At 45.8% G+C, this 16,858-nt stretch carries 14 protein-coding genes; 8 read left to right on the top strand and 6 right to left on the bottom strand.

The window, feature by feature from the left end:
• Window positions 1-3: 3 nt before the first annotated feature.
• Both PTQ21_RS16060 and rpiA read right to left on the bottom strand, forming a co-directional pair.
• Window positions 4-603 (bottom strand): GNAT family N-acetyltransferase, encoded by a 600-nt coding sequence (locus tag PTQ21_RS16060; RefSeq protein WP_090805304.1) that lies wholly within the window; start codon window positions 601-603, stop codon window positions 4-6.
• Between the two features lie 24 nt (window positions 604-627).
• Complete coding sequence (gene rpiA, locus PTQ21_RS16055) at window positions 628-1,299, bottom strand: ribose-5-phosphate isomerase RpiA (RefSeq protein WP_064639125.1); 672 nt, start codon at window positions 1,297-1,299, stop codon at window positions 628-630.
• 631 nt (window positions 1,300-1,930) lie between these two features.
• On the opposite strand from rpiA, the gene PTQ21_RS16050 reads away from it, so the two are divergent.
• A complete protein-coding gene (locus tag PTQ21_RS16050; protein WP_063564933.1) occupies window positions 1,931-3,673 on the top strand; it encodes a methyl-accepting chemotaxis protein in 1,743 nt (580 codons plus the stop codon).
• Window positions 3,674-3,719: 46 nt separating this feature from the next.
• Window positions 3,720-7,427 (top strand): non-ribosomal peptide synthetase family protein, encoded by a 3,708-nt coding sequence (locus PTQ21_RS16045; protein ID WP_274566342.1) that lies wholly within the window; start codon window positions 3,720-3,722, stop codon window positions 7,425-7,427.
• 106 nt (window positions 7,428-7,533) lie between these two features.
• On the opposite strand, the gene PTQ21_RS16040 is transcribed toward PTQ21_RS16045, so the two are convergent.
• Window positions 7,534-8,154, bottom strand: a complete 621-nt coding sequence (locus PTQ21_RS16040; RefSeq protein WP_240321372.1) for a TraX family protein — start codon at window positions 8,152-8,154, stop codon at window positions 7,534-7,536.
• Window positions 8,155-8,207: 53 nt separating this feature from the next.
• Window positions 8,208-8,705, bottom strand: coding sequence for a GNAT family N-acetyltransferase (locus tag PTQ21_RS16035; RefSeq protein ID WP_063564705.1), 498 nt, complete (start codon window positions 8,703-8,705; stop codon window positions 8,208-8,210).
• Between the two features lie 208 nt (window positions 8,706-8,913).
• Between PTQ21_RS16035 and PTQ21_RS16030 the strand changes: the two genes are divergently transcribed.
• Genes PTQ21_RS16030 through PTQ21_RS16015 form a run of 4 tightly spaced genes read left to right on the top strand, consistent with a single transcriptional unit; the run spans window position 8,914 to window position 12,890 of the window.
• Window positions 8,914-10,359 carry a spore germination protein gene (locus PTQ21_RS16030; protein ID WP_063564706.1) on the top strand — a complete coding sequence of 482 codons (1,446 nt, stop codon included), beginning with the start codon at window positions 8,914-8,916 and terminating at the stop codon, window positions 10,357-10,359.
• Window positions 10,356-11,507, top strand: coding sequence for a Ger(x)C family spore germination protein (locus PTQ21_RS16025; protein WP_090949053.1), 1,152 nt, complete (start codon window positions 10,356-10,358; stop codon window positions 11,505-11,507). The genes PTQ21_RS16030 and PTQ21_RS16025 overlap by 4 nt, the downstream gene beginning before the upstream one ends.
• A 43-nt stretch (window positions 11,508-11,550) precedes the next feature.
• A complete protein-coding gene (locus PTQ21_RS16020) occupies window positions 11,551-11,757 on the top strand; it encodes a hypothetical protein (RefSeq protein WP_063564708.1) in 207 nt (68 codons plus the stop codon).
• Window positions 11,758-11,771: 14 nt separating this feature from the next.
• Window positions 11,772-12,890 (top strand): GerAB/ArcD/ProY family transporter, encoded by a 1,119-nt coding sequence (locus PTQ21_RS16015; RefSeq protein WP_079694794.1) that lies wholly within the window; start codon window positions 11,772-11,774, stop codon window positions 12,888-12,890.
• 8 nt (window positions 12,891-12,898) lie between these two features.
• Here the strand turns inward: PTQ21_RS16015 and PTQ21_RS16010 are convergent, their stop codons facing one another.
• Window positions 12,899-13,372, bottom strand: a complete 474-nt coding sequence (locus PTQ21_RS16010) for an RbsD/FucU family protein (protein WP_063564710.1) — start codon at window positions 13,370-13,372, stop codon at window positions 12,899-12,901.
• 299 nt (window positions 13,373-13,671) lie between these two features.
• On the opposite strand from PTQ21_RS16010, the gene PTQ21_RS16005 reads away from it, so the two are divergent.
• Together PTQ21_RS16005 and PTQ21_RS16000 are read left to right on the top strand one after the other, a co-directional pair.
• The gene (locus PTQ21_RS16005; RefSeq protein ID WP_063564711.1) at window positions 13,672-14,100 is read left to right on the top strand and encodes a MarR family winged helix-turn-helix transcriptional regulator; all 429 of its coding nucleotides are present in this window, start codon (window positions 13,672-13,674) and stop codon (window positions 14,098-14,100) included.
• A 31-nt stretch (window positions 14,101-14,131) separates the two neighbouring features.
• Window positions 14,132-15,454 carry an MFS transporter gene (locus tag PTQ21_RS16000; RefSeq protein ID WP_072732352.1) on the top strand — a complete coding sequence of 441 codons (1,323 nt, stop codon included), beginning with the start codon at window positions 14,132-14,134 and terminating at the stop codon, window positions 15,452-15,454.
• A gap of 94 nt (window positions 15,455-15,548) precedes the next feature.
• On the opposite strand, the gene PTQ21_RS15995 is transcribed toward PTQ21_RS16000, so the two are convergent.
• A complete protein-coding gene (locus tag PTQ21_RS15995) occupies window positions 15,549-16,850 on the bottom strand; it encodes a bacillibactin exporter BcbE (RefSeq protein WP_072732351.1) in 1,302 nt (433 codons plus the stop codon).
• Window positions 16,851-16,858 lie beyond the last annotated feature (8 nt).

Here is a 16,858-nt window from a genome sequence, read left to right as displayed (position 1 = left end):
CCATCAGTTGTTTACATTTCGACCTGCTCCTGCAGATTGCATCTGCTCCCACTCTTCGCGCAGCATTCCCATACGAATTGAATCATAATGTTTGCCATCCACGATGCGGCATTTGCGCATACGTCCTTCCACCTGCATTCCCGCCTTCGAAGCTGAACGCATCATCCGTTCATTGCCCGACCAGGTTGTCAATCCAACCCGGGCCACGGGCAATTGCTCGAATAAGTGACTGGACCACATCTGAAGTACTCGCGTGCCGATCCCGCGCCCCCATTGGGCTGATCGATATAACACTATTCCCATTTCCAGCCACATGGATGGACGATGTTCCCAATAATAGCTGATTGTACCGATGATTCGGCCATTCAGCTCAATAATTCGAATGGAGTCCGGATCAGAATTGTTCTGAGTTGCTTCAAGTCTTTTTAACATGCTCCGTTCGAAGTCTTCGTAGCTCTCATGTTCAAGGGCATAATATGGCGCATCCCATTGTTTCCATTCCGGTACGTCTTCACTGTAGATCAATTCATAGAGTTCAGTCAGATCCTCTTTCTCCACACATCGAAGAACAATCTCACCATCCACTAACGGGTTTTCCCTCATCTATGCAATGACCTCACTTTCCGTTCATGAACGATGACGCTCATCGATGCTACCATCATCCTTCGCAAGAATGACGGTGTCCGCCATTTTAATAAACAGTCCATTATCGACAACACCTGGGAGCATATTTAACTGAATGTTAAGCTCTGCAGCATGCTCTATGGCTTCCATGCGGCAATCTGCAATGAGGTTGCCATTATCCGTAAGATAACGTTGATCCCCATCCATACGCCATTCTGGGTGACACCCGAGTTTCTCCAGCGCTTGGAAGGTCCACTCTGAAGCAAACGGAACCACTTCAACTGGCAACGGGAATTTTCCTAGCTTTTGTACGGCTTTACTGCCATCCGCTACAATAATCAGTTTGTCGCTGTTTGCAGCTACAATTTTTTCACGCAAAAGCGCACCGCCGCCACCTTTGATCAGGTTAAACTCAGGATCTACTTCATCTGCACCGTCAATGGTCAGATCTAGACGTCCAATTTGATCAAAGGGAACGATCGGAATTCCCCACTCTTTGGCAAGCTTGTCCGATGCTTCCGAAGTAGCTACAGCCTGAATGTTCAACCCTTCACGTACTCGCTCACCAATTCGACAAATAGCGTAATACGCCGTTGACCCTGTACCCAATCCAACCTTCATTCCATCTTGAACATACTCTGCCGCGCGCTCAGCTGCTATCTGTTTAAGATTCATCTATAAACCCCCGCCTGCTCATGATTTGAGAAATGCATACTGTAGTTATTATAGATAAAACCGCTTCCGATGTATATCTGTGCATGACGTGTTCAACTGGGAAACTTGGCCTGTTTCTCTGCTTCACATGTATCAATAATGTTGCTTATGTACATTCTTGGTTAGATTCTCCTCCCTGATATCTGATTTGTGTGGCAAAAGAAAGTCCGTTTTCTGTCGTTTTCACTATTTTTTCAATGTTTTAGGATGTTTTTTAACCCACCATGTTATAGAATACAGAATGAAACTAAAAAATGGGAATTATTTTAAATAAACAGTTCTAAATACCTACTTCTTACTTTCATATGTCCATAAGTACGTAAAATATTAAAAAAGTTTTAACAAAACTATTCAATTTGACGACATTTTATACGACATATTAAGTATAGATGTGTTTTAATAATTAGACACCTATGGGTATCTAGGTAAAAATATCTCTACATAGCGACCAGGAACCCAAGACCATGGTCGCACATTATGCCTTTGGAGGGGATACTGGAATGACTTAATTTGCAACATGAAGGCACCAACATATTATCAATTCAAAGAAGATCAGGAGTGGACTTTAGTGAAATCATTAAGTTGGAAAAGCATGTCTTTTTTCTCCAAAAATCTGTTGCTTTCATTTACTAACATTATTATCATCGGCGTGGCACTTATTGCCAGCAGCTATTACTTTCAAAAAACAATCCTCGTAGACCAACTACATGGTCAGGTAGAACAAATTACTAAAAAATGGGCAGAAGGCATTGATTCCACCGAAGTGCAGGCTGCTATTGCAGAAGCCAATTATGATGGAAAAACCCAAACCAAATTGCGTGCCTATTTCGATGAAATGCAGCAATATTATCCTAACATTGCACAAGCCTACATCTTTGGCGTCGAGCTGGGTGGAGATAACCAACGGTTAACTTCCCTTGTTGCCATGCCAACCAATCTGAAGGAAGCCTTCCAGAGTGAAAATGTAAATATCGGCGACATGTATGAACAGCCAGTCGTTGTGGCAAATGCACTGAAAGAAATGGTGAATACCGATCGCCCAACGTTCACCACATTTTATTCCGATGATTTCGGAACCTGGACAACCATTGCTTACCCGATCAAGGATAGCAACGGCAAGATTTATTCTTACTTTGCAGTCGATGCAGACGCATCAGCAGTACCTGCCGGACTGAACAAATTGCTCAAGAACGGAATTATCATCCTGGTAGCGTTCCTGCTGTTGTTCCTGATTATCCAATATCTTGTTGTCAAAAACACGCTTTCCCCTATTCGTCACCTGATCAAAGGGATTGATGACGTAAGCCGGGGTAATTTGAATGTCAAAATTCCGACAGGCAAAGACGATCTGGGCATTGTGAACGAAAAGTTCAATACAATGGTTCGCAAGATCAACGATACCATCGTCAAAGTGCAAATCACTTCGCAAGAAGTTAACGAGTCTGCTAAGGAACTGTATGAAGTCTCGGAGAGAAACAGCGAGAATGCTGATTCTATTAATAGCAACGTTACTCAGATTACATCCAACATTCGTGCACAGGAACAGGCAACCCGGGATAGTGCCCGTGCGATGTCCGAGATGGCTATCGTCATTCAGACTATTGCCAGCAGTTCAGCGAGTGTAGCTGACGAGGCCTATGAGATGGAACGTCGATCCCAACAAGGAAACAGTGTGGTTCGTCAGGTATCCGAACAGATGAATCTGATTACGGAATCTGTTAAAAACACCGCTTCGGCCATTCAGGTTCTGGAGAGCCGCTCTCAGGAAATTGGCGATATTCTGAATATCATCTCAGGCATTTCCAGCCAGACGAACTTACTTGCACTCAACGCATCTATTGAAGCAGCACGTGTTGGTGAAGAAGGTCGAGGATTCGCAGTTGTAGCAGGTGAAGTACGTAAGCTTGCTGAGCAGTCCGAACAATCCACGAGCCAGGTTGCTGTACTGATCCAAGAGATCCAGGCTGAAATCAGACAAGCCGTTCGTGCGATGGAACAAGGAACGTCTGAAGTGGATACCGGACTCAGCGTAGCTGATCAAACCGGTCAATTGTTCGAAGAGATTCTGGAAGCAGCCAAGAAAGTATCGAATCAGATTCAGGAAGTATCGAGTGCTACAGAAGAAATCTCTGCAGGTACAGAAGAAATGACCGCAACTGCGGATGATTTATCTGCGAGTGTGAGTAAGACAGCTGACAACAGTGAACGGATCTCTTCATCCGTAGATGAACAAAAAGCATCACTGATTACACTTGTTGATTCCTCTACCCGTTTGAACAACATGTCTGAGGAGCTGCAAGAACTGATTTCGCATTTTAATGTAAGTAAACAATAATTCAACCCACAACTTGAACGGTTTGAACCAAGGAGGAACAACTGAAGTGGTCGAAAATCAATCATCATCTACCCAAACAGTGGAATCTGGCCTGCCGGTTCTTCAGATTCCACTGGATTTTGGGCGCCGTCAACAAGCATTCACTTATGAGTCTGCTCATATTTCATTGGAATCGTCCCTGGGTCGGGAACTGAAACAAAAATTCGGTTCAGAGGGCGTATATCCAGCATTATTGTCTGCCTACGCAGCCTTGTTGTTCCGTTTATCAGCTGAGCAGGAACTTGCCATCGGCACGCTGGCTCCCGATCAGGTAGCCTCCCATGTGTTATTGCAGATTCAAGGAAAGTTAACCTTTATCGAACTGATTCATCAGATTTCAGATCAACTCCAGCTGCATTACACGCTGCAAGCGGGAGGTAATCCGGAAACGCTGTTCATGTTTAACAGTGTACAGCTCCCTAAAGCTCCTCAATTGTTAAATTGGAATATTCGTGATGATCAGAATATGCTCACGCTGGATCTGTTCTATGACAGTTCACTTCTAAATGAATCTACGGTCACAAGATATGCAGAGTATTATCAGACTCTTTTACTGGCTATGTTGCGTGACCAAGACAAGGCCATCGGCACAGTGGACATTTTATCCGCTTCAGACCGGTTGCTATACCGAGAAATGAATGATACCGCCGTTCACGAACCAGAACATCAGACGATTCATGGCTGGTTCGAAGCAACAGCAGCCGAATATCCTGAATCTCCAGCAATTACTTCACCAACTGGCAGGTACACCTATAGAGAATTGAATGAACGTGCCAATCAGGTTGCCCGTGTGCTGTTATCCAACGGATTGCAAAAAGGAGAATTCGTCAGCATCTTTATGGAGCGGAGTTTGGAAACAATTATTTCTTTGCTCGGTATTCTCAAAGCTGGCGGAGTATACGTTCCTGTCGATCCTGAGCACCCACAAGAACGCAACAGTTATATTGTCGAAGATACAGCTTCATCCTTTGTCCTGACCAAAGAGTCCTCTTTACCTGAAGCTTCACGGTTATTCTCAGGAATTACTAGCGTTCGCCAAATCCTGGCCGTAGATGGACGCCTTGCCGGATTCGCTGCAAGTAACCCCAATCTCGATATTGAGCCAGACGACCTGGCGTATATCATTTATACCTCGGGATCTACCGGCAAGCCCAAAGGTGCGCTTATTGCCCATCGGGGTGTAGCCAATCTTGGTAGTGTGGTGCAGCGGGATTGCGATATTCAACCAGGTGACGTATTAACCCAGTTTGCTACATACAGCTTCGATGCATCAGTGTGGGATACGATTGGCGCCTTGTTCTACGGAGCAGAACTGTACCTGTTGTCGGCGGAAGAACGTGTATCCGTTGAAGAATTTGCGAGTGCAATTGAGCGCACAGGCACAACAATTATTACGATACTGCCAACCATCTTTTTCAACCAGCTTGCTTCCTTCCTGTCTGATGAAGGCTTCCACAAGCTGGCCAAAGTCAAAATCATTACCGTGGCTGGAGAAGCACTGTACGGTGAGCAGGTTCGTGCCTTCCAGCGCAAATTCGGCAACCAGATTGATATCGTCAATGTATACGGACCTACGGAATGTACAGTAGCGACAGCGACTCACCGAATTAGTGAGCAAGTTCCGGAAAGTGTCGTTAACATTCCAATAGGCAGACCGATTCATAACTATAAAGTGTATATCGTCAATGAAGAACAGCAATTATGCCCGGTAGGCGTTCCCGGCGAGGTATATATAGCAACACCCGCTTTGGCCAAAGGTTATCTGAACCAGCCAGAGCGTACAGCGCAGGCATTCATTGATAATCCATTTGCCATCGATGAGAAAATCTATAAGTCTGGCGATATTGCCAAAATGCTCGATACCGGACTGCTGGAATATGTCGGACGCAGCGATTCCCAGTTAAAAATCCGGGGTCACCGGATTGAGATTGGAGAGATCGAGGATCATTTTGCCCGTCTGGATCAGGTTCAGGATGTGGCCGTGATTCCCAAGAAGGAATCGGATGGTCAAAACATGCTCGTAGGATACTTTACATCCAAAGATGGCAGTACACTTTCCGTTGCGGATATTAAAGCGGAGCTAACGGTGAAGCTTCCTTCCTATTTTGTACCCAAATGGATCTGTCAGCTCGATGAAATGCCAATCGCACCGACAGGGAAAATCAATCGTAAAGCGATGGTAGCTCTGCCTCACGTAGAGCGTCATGAAGATCGACCTGATCGGGTACTGCCAGAGACGGAAACCGAAGCAATTATTCTGGAAGCATGGAAAGAAATTCTTCAGCACGATGACTTTGGTGTGGAGGATAGCTTCTTCGCCATTGGCGGTGATTCTCTTCGGGTCATCCATGTGCTGGTTATTCTGAAGCCGCATTATCCGCAGCTGAAAATTGCCGACTTTTTTGCCGAGAAGACGGTTCGTGCCTTGGCACAACGCGTGGAGAAGCTGGCTCAAACTACAGAAGAAACTACCCATTCCTCAGTGAATGAGGGCATGATCACCCAATTGTCAGAACATCCTGTAGAGCTGAGATCCCAGATTGGATATCCTGAAATTCTGAATCCCGAGCATGTACTCCTGACCGGGGCTACCGGATATCTTGGATCCCATGTGCTGCAACAGTTGATTCTAACTTCGAATACACGCATCTATACTCTTGTGCGCCGTCCCGCAGACGGAAGCTCTGCGATGGAACGACTGAGCAGCGTCATGAAAGATTACTTTGGACCGGAGCTTCTACCTCTCCTCGCATCCCGCGTCGAGATTATTGAAGGCGATCTGGAGCAACCGAATCTTGGTCTTTCAGTCGAGCAGACAACTTACGTGCAAGAACGAATTGACCGTGTGATACACTGCGCCGCGGATGTACGACATTTCGGGGATGCAGCACAATTCGCCAAAACCAATGTGGATGGAACCACTGCATTGCTCAAACTCGTTCGCAGCAAACCAGGTGCCTCCTTCCACCATGTATCCACGATGGGGATACCGGAAGATCTTGCACTCAGTGGACAGTGGGAGTCATCATTGCAATATGATCGCTTCCCAGCGGACCTGCACGTGGACAACCTGTACTCGGACAGCAAGCTTGAAGCCGAGAAAGTGCTTATGATTGCTGCTGAAGAAGGTGTACCTGTTAGCATCTATCGTGCAGGTAACCTGACATGTCATTCCGAGACGGGACGTTTCCAGTCTAATATTGATAGCAACGCCTTTTATCGCATGATTAAAGCAATGTTATTGCTGGGCAAGGCACCGGCAGCCGACTGGATGGTTGATTTTACACCTATTGATTATGCAAGTCAGGCCATTGTGCATCTGGCATTACGCCAGGACACAGCAGGACGTGTATTCCATATCTGTAATCCGGAACCTATCAGCTACGATGATCTGATTCGTTCTGTGAATCGGGCCGGTTATGAAGTAGAGACTCTGCCTTTTGCAGAATACACCAACTGGTTGTTCGATGGCAGTGTCAGCAAGGACCCTGAGGCACTTCAACTGGCTATCGCCCAGCTTGAAGGAGACGGTGCCAAGGATTCTGCCTACGTATATGCTTCTCCTGTAACAACCGCCTATGTAGAACCAGCCGGCATTATATGCGCCAAAACTGATGATCGTTTCATCTCAAAAATGATGGAACATGCCATCGAGATTGGTTATTTCCCTAAGGCCGTCCGACCGCAGTTTGGTACTTCGCCAACAATGGAATAACTCCAATAAAGTGAATGCCTATATTGCATCCATTAATGAATATAAAGAAGCCACCTCAACGTCAGTGATGACGGATAAGGTGGCTTCTTTTCTTCGTGAAGAATTCTCAAATCAAGCGGATCAAAGCAATGACAGCCAAATGTGCAGGATAAAAATAACGCCAAATCCAACGCGGACCTTTCAGACGGAAGCCTGCGTTATAATACTGGGCCATTGCAATTCCTGCCGTAGCAATCACGCTGTACATCTGAATAGAGCTGCTGTGCAGATAAATATACAGCACATTTAAGAGCAAATGAGCCATTACTAGTACTGGGCCCTGGAAGTAACGGAATAGCAATACAAGCAGTAGGCCATACATACCATAATCCATATGGGTCATCTCCATGACCAAACCAGCCACGATCACAATCGGAATTCCCAGCAAACGGACCGGAAGTTTATCGAGCACAAGCAATACAAGCAGAGCAGACCATAATGTCCATACCACATTCAGCGAAAAATGATTAAAAGCCACCATAAACGGCAATTGAGAAATCACTGCAATCCAGAACAACCGCCATATGTATTTTTGTACGTTGCGAGTATGTTTATAACCGATATAAACGGCAAAAGCATAGATTGGAAAAGCAATTCGACCAATGATTCGCAGCTCACCGACCTGTGGATAAAAGACGGCTCCTATATGATCGATCAACATCGTGATCATGGCTATCCATTGCATCATTTTGTGCTAATCCCTCCTGCTTATCCTCAACTTCAGGTTTCTCAAAGTCTATCTTATATATGAAGTTCATAATACATGAACTTGGTGTCCAGCGTATAGCCTTCCGACTCATATAATGCCTGAGCTTTCTTGTTGCTTATCGCCGTAGAGAGCACTATTCGTACAGCCCCACTCTCATTTCCCCATAGTCGTGCAGCTTCCAGCAGCTTACGCGCAATTCCTCTCTGGCGATGATCCGCATGTACGTACAGATCATTTAGTACCCAGATTGGCCTCATGGACACTGAACTAAAGCTAGGATACAGCTGTATAAATCCACCAAACTCACCCGCTAAGGGTTTATTCGTCAGACTGTACTCCTCTTCCTTTTCTGTCTCCAATTTCGATTCGGCAACCAAAATAACGGATTCATTCCGTTCCATTCGTTCTTTTATGTATTCACTTGCTCTCTCCAGATCGGTAGGCTGATCGTAAAACATTCTATAGTCATTGAACAACTGTGCCACTCCGTTAACATCACTAAGCTCAGCAAGTCTGATCCGATACGCCATCTTCCCTCAACTCCTTATAAAATCGTCTACTTACTTCATTCCATCCTCTTATTTTAAGGCAGATCTGACGATCTCCCCATTCATCATCTGCATCAAAGTTTGTAATATATTTCGATAATCCAAACTTAAAAGTATATTTCATTGGAAGCGTCGCACACTATAGTCAGATTACAGGCTCGGCATTACAGCATAGGGAGGCGAAACTGAAATGGAAAAAGACAATATCTATGAACAGGTTAGAGCTAATCTGTTGGGTGTTGCCGACATAATCTATCAGCCTTTTCAAATTGGACCTTTCCATTGTGAACTCATCTATATTCAGTCCATTGTAGATACCCCTACTATGCGGGAAGCCATCGTCAAACCACTGCTTGAGGAAGCCTCGAGAAATGAAATAGATCATCAATTCATTACCCGAGTCCTGACCGGATCATTTTTCACCCTTAACAGCCACCACTCGAATTCACCAGAAGCAATTGTGGATGATATCGTGTCAGGTAATGCAGCCTTATATATCGAGGGTATTTCGGGAATGATTCATTTTGCACTTCAAAATTATCAAAGGCGTTCCGTAGCGGAATCAACCAATGAAGTTGTAATTGTTGGCCCTCAGGAAGCCTTCATTGAAGATATTCATGTGAACATGTCTCTGCTTCGGCACAAAATTAAACACCCTGATTTGAAGATGATCAAATTCACCATTGGAAAATACACCAAAACCGAGGTGTTCGTTGTATATATCCAAGGGTTATGCAAGCCAGACATTTTGGAAAACGTGTTGGAAAGTCTTGGTAATATTGATATGGATAGCAGCCTTGGTGTAAGTTATCTATCTGAATTTCTGGAGGACCATCCTCTCTCTCCGTTTCCACAATATCAATATACGGAAAGACCGGATACGGTGGCTGCTGCACTGGTTGAAGGACGGATTGGGGTCATGCAGGATGGAACACCGTTCTCCCTGCTCATTCCGGTTACTTTTTTCTCTTTAATGCAGTCTTCGGAAGACTATTATCAACGATTTTATTCTGCCTCCTTTATCAGGCTTATTCGTCTGTTGTTTGCCTTTATAGCCTTCCTGCTTCCATCCTTTTATGTCGCCGTAACTACATTTCACCCGGAAATCATTCCGACCAACCTACTGATTACGATCGCTTCTGCTAGAGAAAACATTCCTTTCCCTGCCTTGATTGAAGCGCTCATTATGGAAGTGACCTTTGAAGGTTTGCGCGAAGCGGGGATTCGTATTCCGAAGCCACTGGGCCAAACGGTGTCTATTATCGGGGGGATTGTTATTGGTCAGGCGGCCGTACAGGCTGGAATTGTCTCAGCACCACTGGTTATTGTCGTATCTATCACAGGTATTGCCGCCTTTATCATCCCGCACTTCGAGCTCGGACTGGCCTTCCGGCTGCTTCGATTTCCGGTGCTGTTTATGGGTGGAACGCTGGGTCTGTTCGGCATCGTGATCTCGATCTATCTGATCTATTGGTATATGGTTAGTCTGCGTTCATTTGGCGTGCCTTATATGCAGCCATTTGCCCCCCTCGTGCTACGTGATATCAAGGATACTATCGTTCGTGTGCCTTGGTTCCTAATGAAGAAGCGACCAGCAGCTTACGAAGATGCGAATAAGAAAAGGCAAAAAACATGAAAACGTGGATGATTATGCCCAAACTGAGTGTCGTTTTGGTATGCGTGTTACTTTGCAGTGGCTGCTGGTCCAAAGTGGAAATAAATGAACGTACGTTTATTACAACCATGTATGTGGATAAGGGTGAGAAACCAGGTGAAATCGATATTTCATTAAGTATGCCACTTCCCAACCGTCTCTCTCCGGAAGGTACGGGCGGACCCGGAAAAAATCCATATGCTCTCGTTTCGTCTACCGCATCCACCATCGCTGACGCCATAGAGAAAATCCAAACCGATCTCACACGAAAGATTTCCTGGGGGCACACACGGGTAGTGGTGTTCGGTGAGGCATACGCCAGAGAGGGTATTCAAGATGCGATGGAATGGATCTCACGTGAACCTTTGTTCCATCTTAGCAGTTACGTCATGGTTGCGAAGGGCAGAGCCAGAGACGTGGCGGATCTGACTCCCGTTTTCGAGGAAACACCCAGTGATGTGTTAAGAGAATTTGCAACCCAAGAAAACATGTTAAAGACGCAAATGCTCAGTGTACTTATGGCTGACAAAATGAATCAGGGCTTTGCCGCCCCCTTTCTGGAATCGAAAGGAACCTCGATGGCAAGTGAGGATAATAAACGAAAGCAATGGACCAGTCAAATAGGTGGTGCTCTTTTCAAACAGATGAAGATGGTCGATTCAATCTCGGCGAATGAAGCAAGGACCATAGCCTGGGCCAATCGCAAATTGGATTCCGTGGCCCTTTCCGTGGAAACCGATAAAGAAAAAGCGAGCATGACGATCTATAATATGAATTCCAAAATTAAGGTCAGGCTTGTCAACGGACAGCCTTTCTTCGACATCACTTTGCGGGGGCAGGCAGAACTGAATTCCGTGATTCCGATTCTCAAGGTCAAAGATATTGTGGGCGTGAATCAGATCGAGCAAAAGGCCAATGAAAAAGTGAGTGCCTATCTAACCGACGCAATAAGGAGTGGCCAACGCAAGAACGCCGATATTCTAATGCTCGGTTATCGCCTGGAATGGGCATATCCTCAGATCTGGGAAAAGTTGCGTCCCGTTTGGAATGATTATGTCAAAAACGAATTGCAGTTTAACGTGCATGCCCAAATCAACATCCAGTTCGTAGGTTCGGAATCCAGCTACTGATAGGAACAGAGGAAAGCTTCAGGCCACTTTAGGAGGTAAACCAATGATTGCTGTTGTTTTGTTTGCCGTACTGTACATACTGGAGTGGCCCATGATCAAGTCCAGCAAAAAAGGAATGAAACGGGCCTATTTCATTCTGCTGGGGATATTTCTGCTGTGGAATACGTTGGCTGTCTCTGTACCGGGATGGCCTAATCCCAATGATGTCATCAGGCTGGTCTTTGGCTGGGCAGACCGCTTGTTTGGCTAAGAAAGGAGCACGCCATGATCAAATTGTCTGCCGGACAAGCGTACCGTTTTATGTTTGTCTACCTGTATTCCGAACCCATCGCTTTTCTTCTGCAGCGCTTGTTCAAAATGAGCGGTTATCAAGGGTGGATATCCATCCTTGGCGGGTTTGCGATCAGTCTGATTCTTCTCTTTTTCACATACAGATTGGGAGCGGTTTACCCTGATCGACCCTGGATTGATTTCGGTGAAGAAATTGTGGGCAAGGCCGTTCACAAGCTGTTCCTCGGCCTCATTGTATTACTGTGCCTGTATTTGATATCCGTTGACGTAGAGAATTTCATCGTTTTTCTGCAATCCATGTATTTACCCGAGACACCCATATGGCTGACAGCAACCGTAACTATTTTATGTATCAGCCTTTCAGCGCGCTCAGGTTTGATTACCATTGTCTATTTATCAGAAGGGATATTTCTGGTGCAAATCTTCACCTCTACTTTTCTCATGCCTGCTGTAATGGGTGGGGGGAATCCTGATGTACTGCTTGCCATGGTAACGCATCATGATCTGAAAGAAATTTTAACAGGCTCGTTTTCAACCATGCCCTGGTTTTCCGAATGGATGATGTTCCTGTTCCTCGCCCCTGCCATTGCTTTCAGGCGGCCGCTTCTACGAAGTATGTTATTTGCAGGTTCTACGCTTGCATTATTCATTATCGTGTTCTGGATGTTTACGTTAATGAATTTTGGACCTTACGAAGCCAGCAGTCTTCGCTACCCTTTGCTGGAGATGATACGTTTTGCCCGTTACGGCGATTTTCTGGATAACCTGGACCCTTTCCTAATTGCCATCTGGTCTACGACCATGTTTACTCGCAGCTCGTTTCTGTTATACGTCGCCTCCGTTTGTCTTGCTAAACTTACCGGAGTTCGGCAGGAAAAAACGGTAGTTTACTTGCTAGCCGGAACTGCGGCTTCTTATGTGCTTCAATATGCAAAAGACGCGGCTTCCTATGAATTAGCCATTCGTTCTTACGCCATTGCTACATATGCCGTGCTTATCGAGAGTATGCCTATATTATATGTTGTTGTTTATTGGCTGCGATTTGGGAAAAGCAAAAAGGCGAGCGAGGCTTCTGCCGCCCCGTCGCCTTGAGCTTGGATTCAGTTCAGTTCAACTTTTTTCGCTTGTGGGTAAGGCTCTGTATCTGGAAAAATGACACCTTTTTTCAAAATCAAATTGGCATACTGCGCACGTTCACCGGTTGCAACAATGACATAGGCGCGAGAAGCCCGCTCATAAAAAGCAAAACGCTCTTCATGATCAAAGGCATCCGTGATGCCCTCATGGTCAAGGATCAGCCTGCGATAGTCTTCCCAGATGATAGGCACCACCTGATCCCCCTTGACGACCTGCATAACGGCTGCTGGACGCTCAGCGTACGTATCGAGTGGATACAAACTTAAAATGGCATCCAGTAACTCCACGGTACCCAGCGCATCACAGCGAATCAACCGCTGGGCATGACTGGCTGCGGGGAAGTTGCCATCAGCCAGTACTAGTTCGTCTCCATGACCCATTTCAGACATGATCTTCAGCAGTTCCGGAGGTATTATTGCGGGAATGTTCTTCAGCATACTCAGCTCTCCTCAGTCAGCTCCAGAATCAGCTGGAGCGGATTCGTCTTCGTAACCTCACCATCATGTGGCCCAATTACCGCGATACAGCGGCACTTCTATTTTATCAATATTTACCAACGTTTGCATATTTCAATGTTCACATAAAACATTATTCCACTGCCAATCTCATATGAAAGGGTGTTATCATGACGCCGATATTCATAAATCCGTTTTGACAAAATTAAATGTTTAGCATATAGTTGTTATAACAAGTAAATGAATTGAGACTATTTTTATTTTAAGAAAGAGAGGATTATATGGGGAACGATTATTCACTCGATCAATCCATTGGATTCATGCTGGGCATGACACATCGCAAGGCGTCGGCTGTACTAGCCATACGATTCAAACCCTATGATATTACGACAGAGCAGTTTTCCGTTCTGTTCAATATCGGCAGAGGCGAAGGCGTGAACCAGAAGGAAGTCGCCAATCGCGTTTATAAGGACCAGCCCACAACTGCCCGCATTATTGATCTGTTGGAAAAGAAAGGCTGGGTCGAACGCCGGACCAGCGAACAGGATCGCAGAGCCTACTTGCTCTACTTGACCGATGAAGGAAAGATATTGCTTGACCAGCTTGTTCCGCTCGAAAGAGAAATGAATAAAAATCTGATTGAAGGTATACCCGAAGACCAGATGGAAGCATTTAGACATACTCTTTCCCTCATGAACAGCAACCTGTAACGAATTTTACACCAGGGGGAATGAACAACTAATGAAATCACAATCATCGCAAGTCAAACTATGGACCACCGATTTTATCCTGCTCATGTTATGTAACTTTCTACTCTTTCTACAACTCCACATGATTGTATCCCCACTGCCTTCTTATGTGCAGGACCGTTTTCACGCCAATGCCTTTGAAGTCAGCCTCTTCACCTGTCTTTTTGCCCTTAGCGCCATTGCTGCCCGGCTCTATTCAGCCAAAGCATTGGAGAAGGGTCTTCGTAATGCCATGATCTATATTGGCCTGACAGTTGCCTTACTCGCTACACTTGGATATTATTTTGCTGCTGGGATTGCGGTCCTGTTATTGCTGCGCATGGTGTTCGGTATCGGATTCGGTATGAGTAGCACGGCTTTCCCGACTATGGCGTCGGATATTGTGCCTGTGAAACGGATGGGTGAAGGTATGGGCTATTTCGGCCTGTCTACAAGTCTGGCCATGTCCATGGGTCCCATTATTGGGGTCACGTTGCTTCAGGGTGCCGGGTTCATGACACTCATGTTATGTACGGCAGGTGTTATTGTGGTCATCTATCCGCTCAGCTATTCACTGACACGCAAGAAAGCTCGTAGGGTCAATGATGAGGTGATACCAACACCTCCTGTTGGAACAGCTGCGATATCAGGCACCAAAGTAAAGACGCCTTTCAATCGCAAACTGATTCTGCCAAGTGTACTGAATTGTTTACTGTCCATCACGTATGGCGGACTGGTCGGATTCATCGTTTTGTACGGAAAGGAAGCCAACCTGGCTAACCCTGCACTGTTCTTTTTGTTTAATGCTCTCGCTGTACTGCTGGTTAGACCGTTTGCAGGTCGGATCTATGACAGTAAAGGTCCAAAAGCCTTACTGATTCCCGGAGCGATATTCATCGCTGCTGGACTGATCACGCTCTCTTACGCTTCGTCGATGTCCATCTTGTTTGTCGCTGCATTTTTATATGGAATTGGATATGGTTCAATACAGTCTTCCATGCAGACCTGGATGATTCAGATTGTCTCCCCTTCACAGCGCGGTATGGCTAACGGCATGTTTCTGAATACGCTGGATCTGGGGATTGCTCTGGGAGCACTTCTGCTGGGCGCTATTGCTTCCATAACCAGTTATACCGATATGTACCGTTATTCCATTGTGTTCATGATTCTATTCCTCCTGATATACCTGATTCAAGGGAAACGAAATGGAGGGTTTGCGGTGCCTGTGCATCCGTTATTGACGCATACACATATCGCTGCCCAGGATTCCGATCGGCATGAGCTTACCGAGACTGCAACCGAGAAGAACACAACTACTCAGCAAAAAGATAATTGATGTAACTACACTGTTATCCTTCGATTCATTAAAACGCGTTTACTCTGTGAGGAAAGATACATCCCTCAGAGTAAACGCGTTTTTATATTTTAATTCAGAGTGGACTTTTCTTTCTCCGCCCCGGCAGATAACCACTGGGCTGTTTCACTTCATCATAATCACGTTCACGTTGATTTTGACCACTGCCTGATGTGGGCTGATTTCCCTTATCTGGCTTGACTGCCAATAACGTGAGTAGCCCTCCCACCGCCCCCGACGCGGCGAGAATACCAAACAGAAGGAAATGGTGGGAAGAGATCAACAATGACACGACAGGAGGACCGAGAGACACACCGATAAAACGCATGCTGCTGAATAACGCCGTGATGGTGCCGCGTTGTTCCTTGTCCACCCCTTCAGTAACCATAGCATCCAGACATGGCAGCGTAGCGCCTATTCCCGCTCCACCAAGGGTGAACAAACCAACAACTACATAAATGTTGTCAAAAAGCCCGATCACGCCAAGAGATACAGTTAAAACAGCAAGTCCGATAAAACCAAGCCATTTCATCCGTGTCTTGTTCTTTCCTATCCATTTTCCAGCAAAGAAAGACGCCAGACACAAGGCTGCCAGTGGTATAGCAAGTACAAGTCCTTTAAGTACACCCTTTAATTTGAACTCCGATTCCAACGTCTCCGATAGATAAAAGAGCACACCAAAGAGAACAAACATGCAAATACCGCCAATCGCAAAAATCGCATACAGCCAGCGGCCCTTTTCTTTCAGCACACTGCGGATGGAAGCAACAAATTCGGGAAAGCTCTTTGGTTCTTCCTTCCTCTTGGGTGTTTTCACCAGAAAAATAACCAGAACCAATGAAAGCACACAAAGTACCGGAATAGCCATAAAAGGCAAATACCAAATCCATACAGCCAAAGCTGCACCCAAAATCGGACTTAGTACCTTGCCGAAGGTATTCGAGGTTTCAATAATGCCAAGGCTTTTACTTACCTCGTTTTCATCATCGAACATATCACCCACCAATGGAATGACAATCGGGAAAGCCCCTGCTGCTCCTATCCCTTGCAAAAGTCTGCCACCGAGAATACTCCAGTATGCCACATTTCCATCTAGCATCCAGGCTGCTCCTCCTGCTACCGCGCCTCCTGCGGCTGCAATGATGAGACTGGGGATAATAACGGCTTTCCTGCCGAATCGATCCGACAGATATCCTGCAAGTGGAATGAGCAGGATTGCGACGACCGCATAAACCGTAATTAACATGCTGACCTTGAATGAGGACACTTTCAATTCACGCTCAATCTGCGGAAGGATGGGGATCAGCATAGAGTTACCCAGTGTCATAATAACCGGGATGGAAGCGAGTGCGACGAGGTCCCACTTTTTATCTTTCATACCTCAAC

Source organism: Paenibacillus marchantiae (assembly GCF_028771845.1).
Taxonomy (GTDB): domain Bacteria; phylum Bacillota; class Bacilli; order Paenibacillales; family Paenibacillaceae; genus Paenibacillus; species Paenibacillus marchantiae.
Note: the sequence above shows the minus strand (reverse complement) of the source record. Positions and strands in the feature narration are given on the sequence as shown.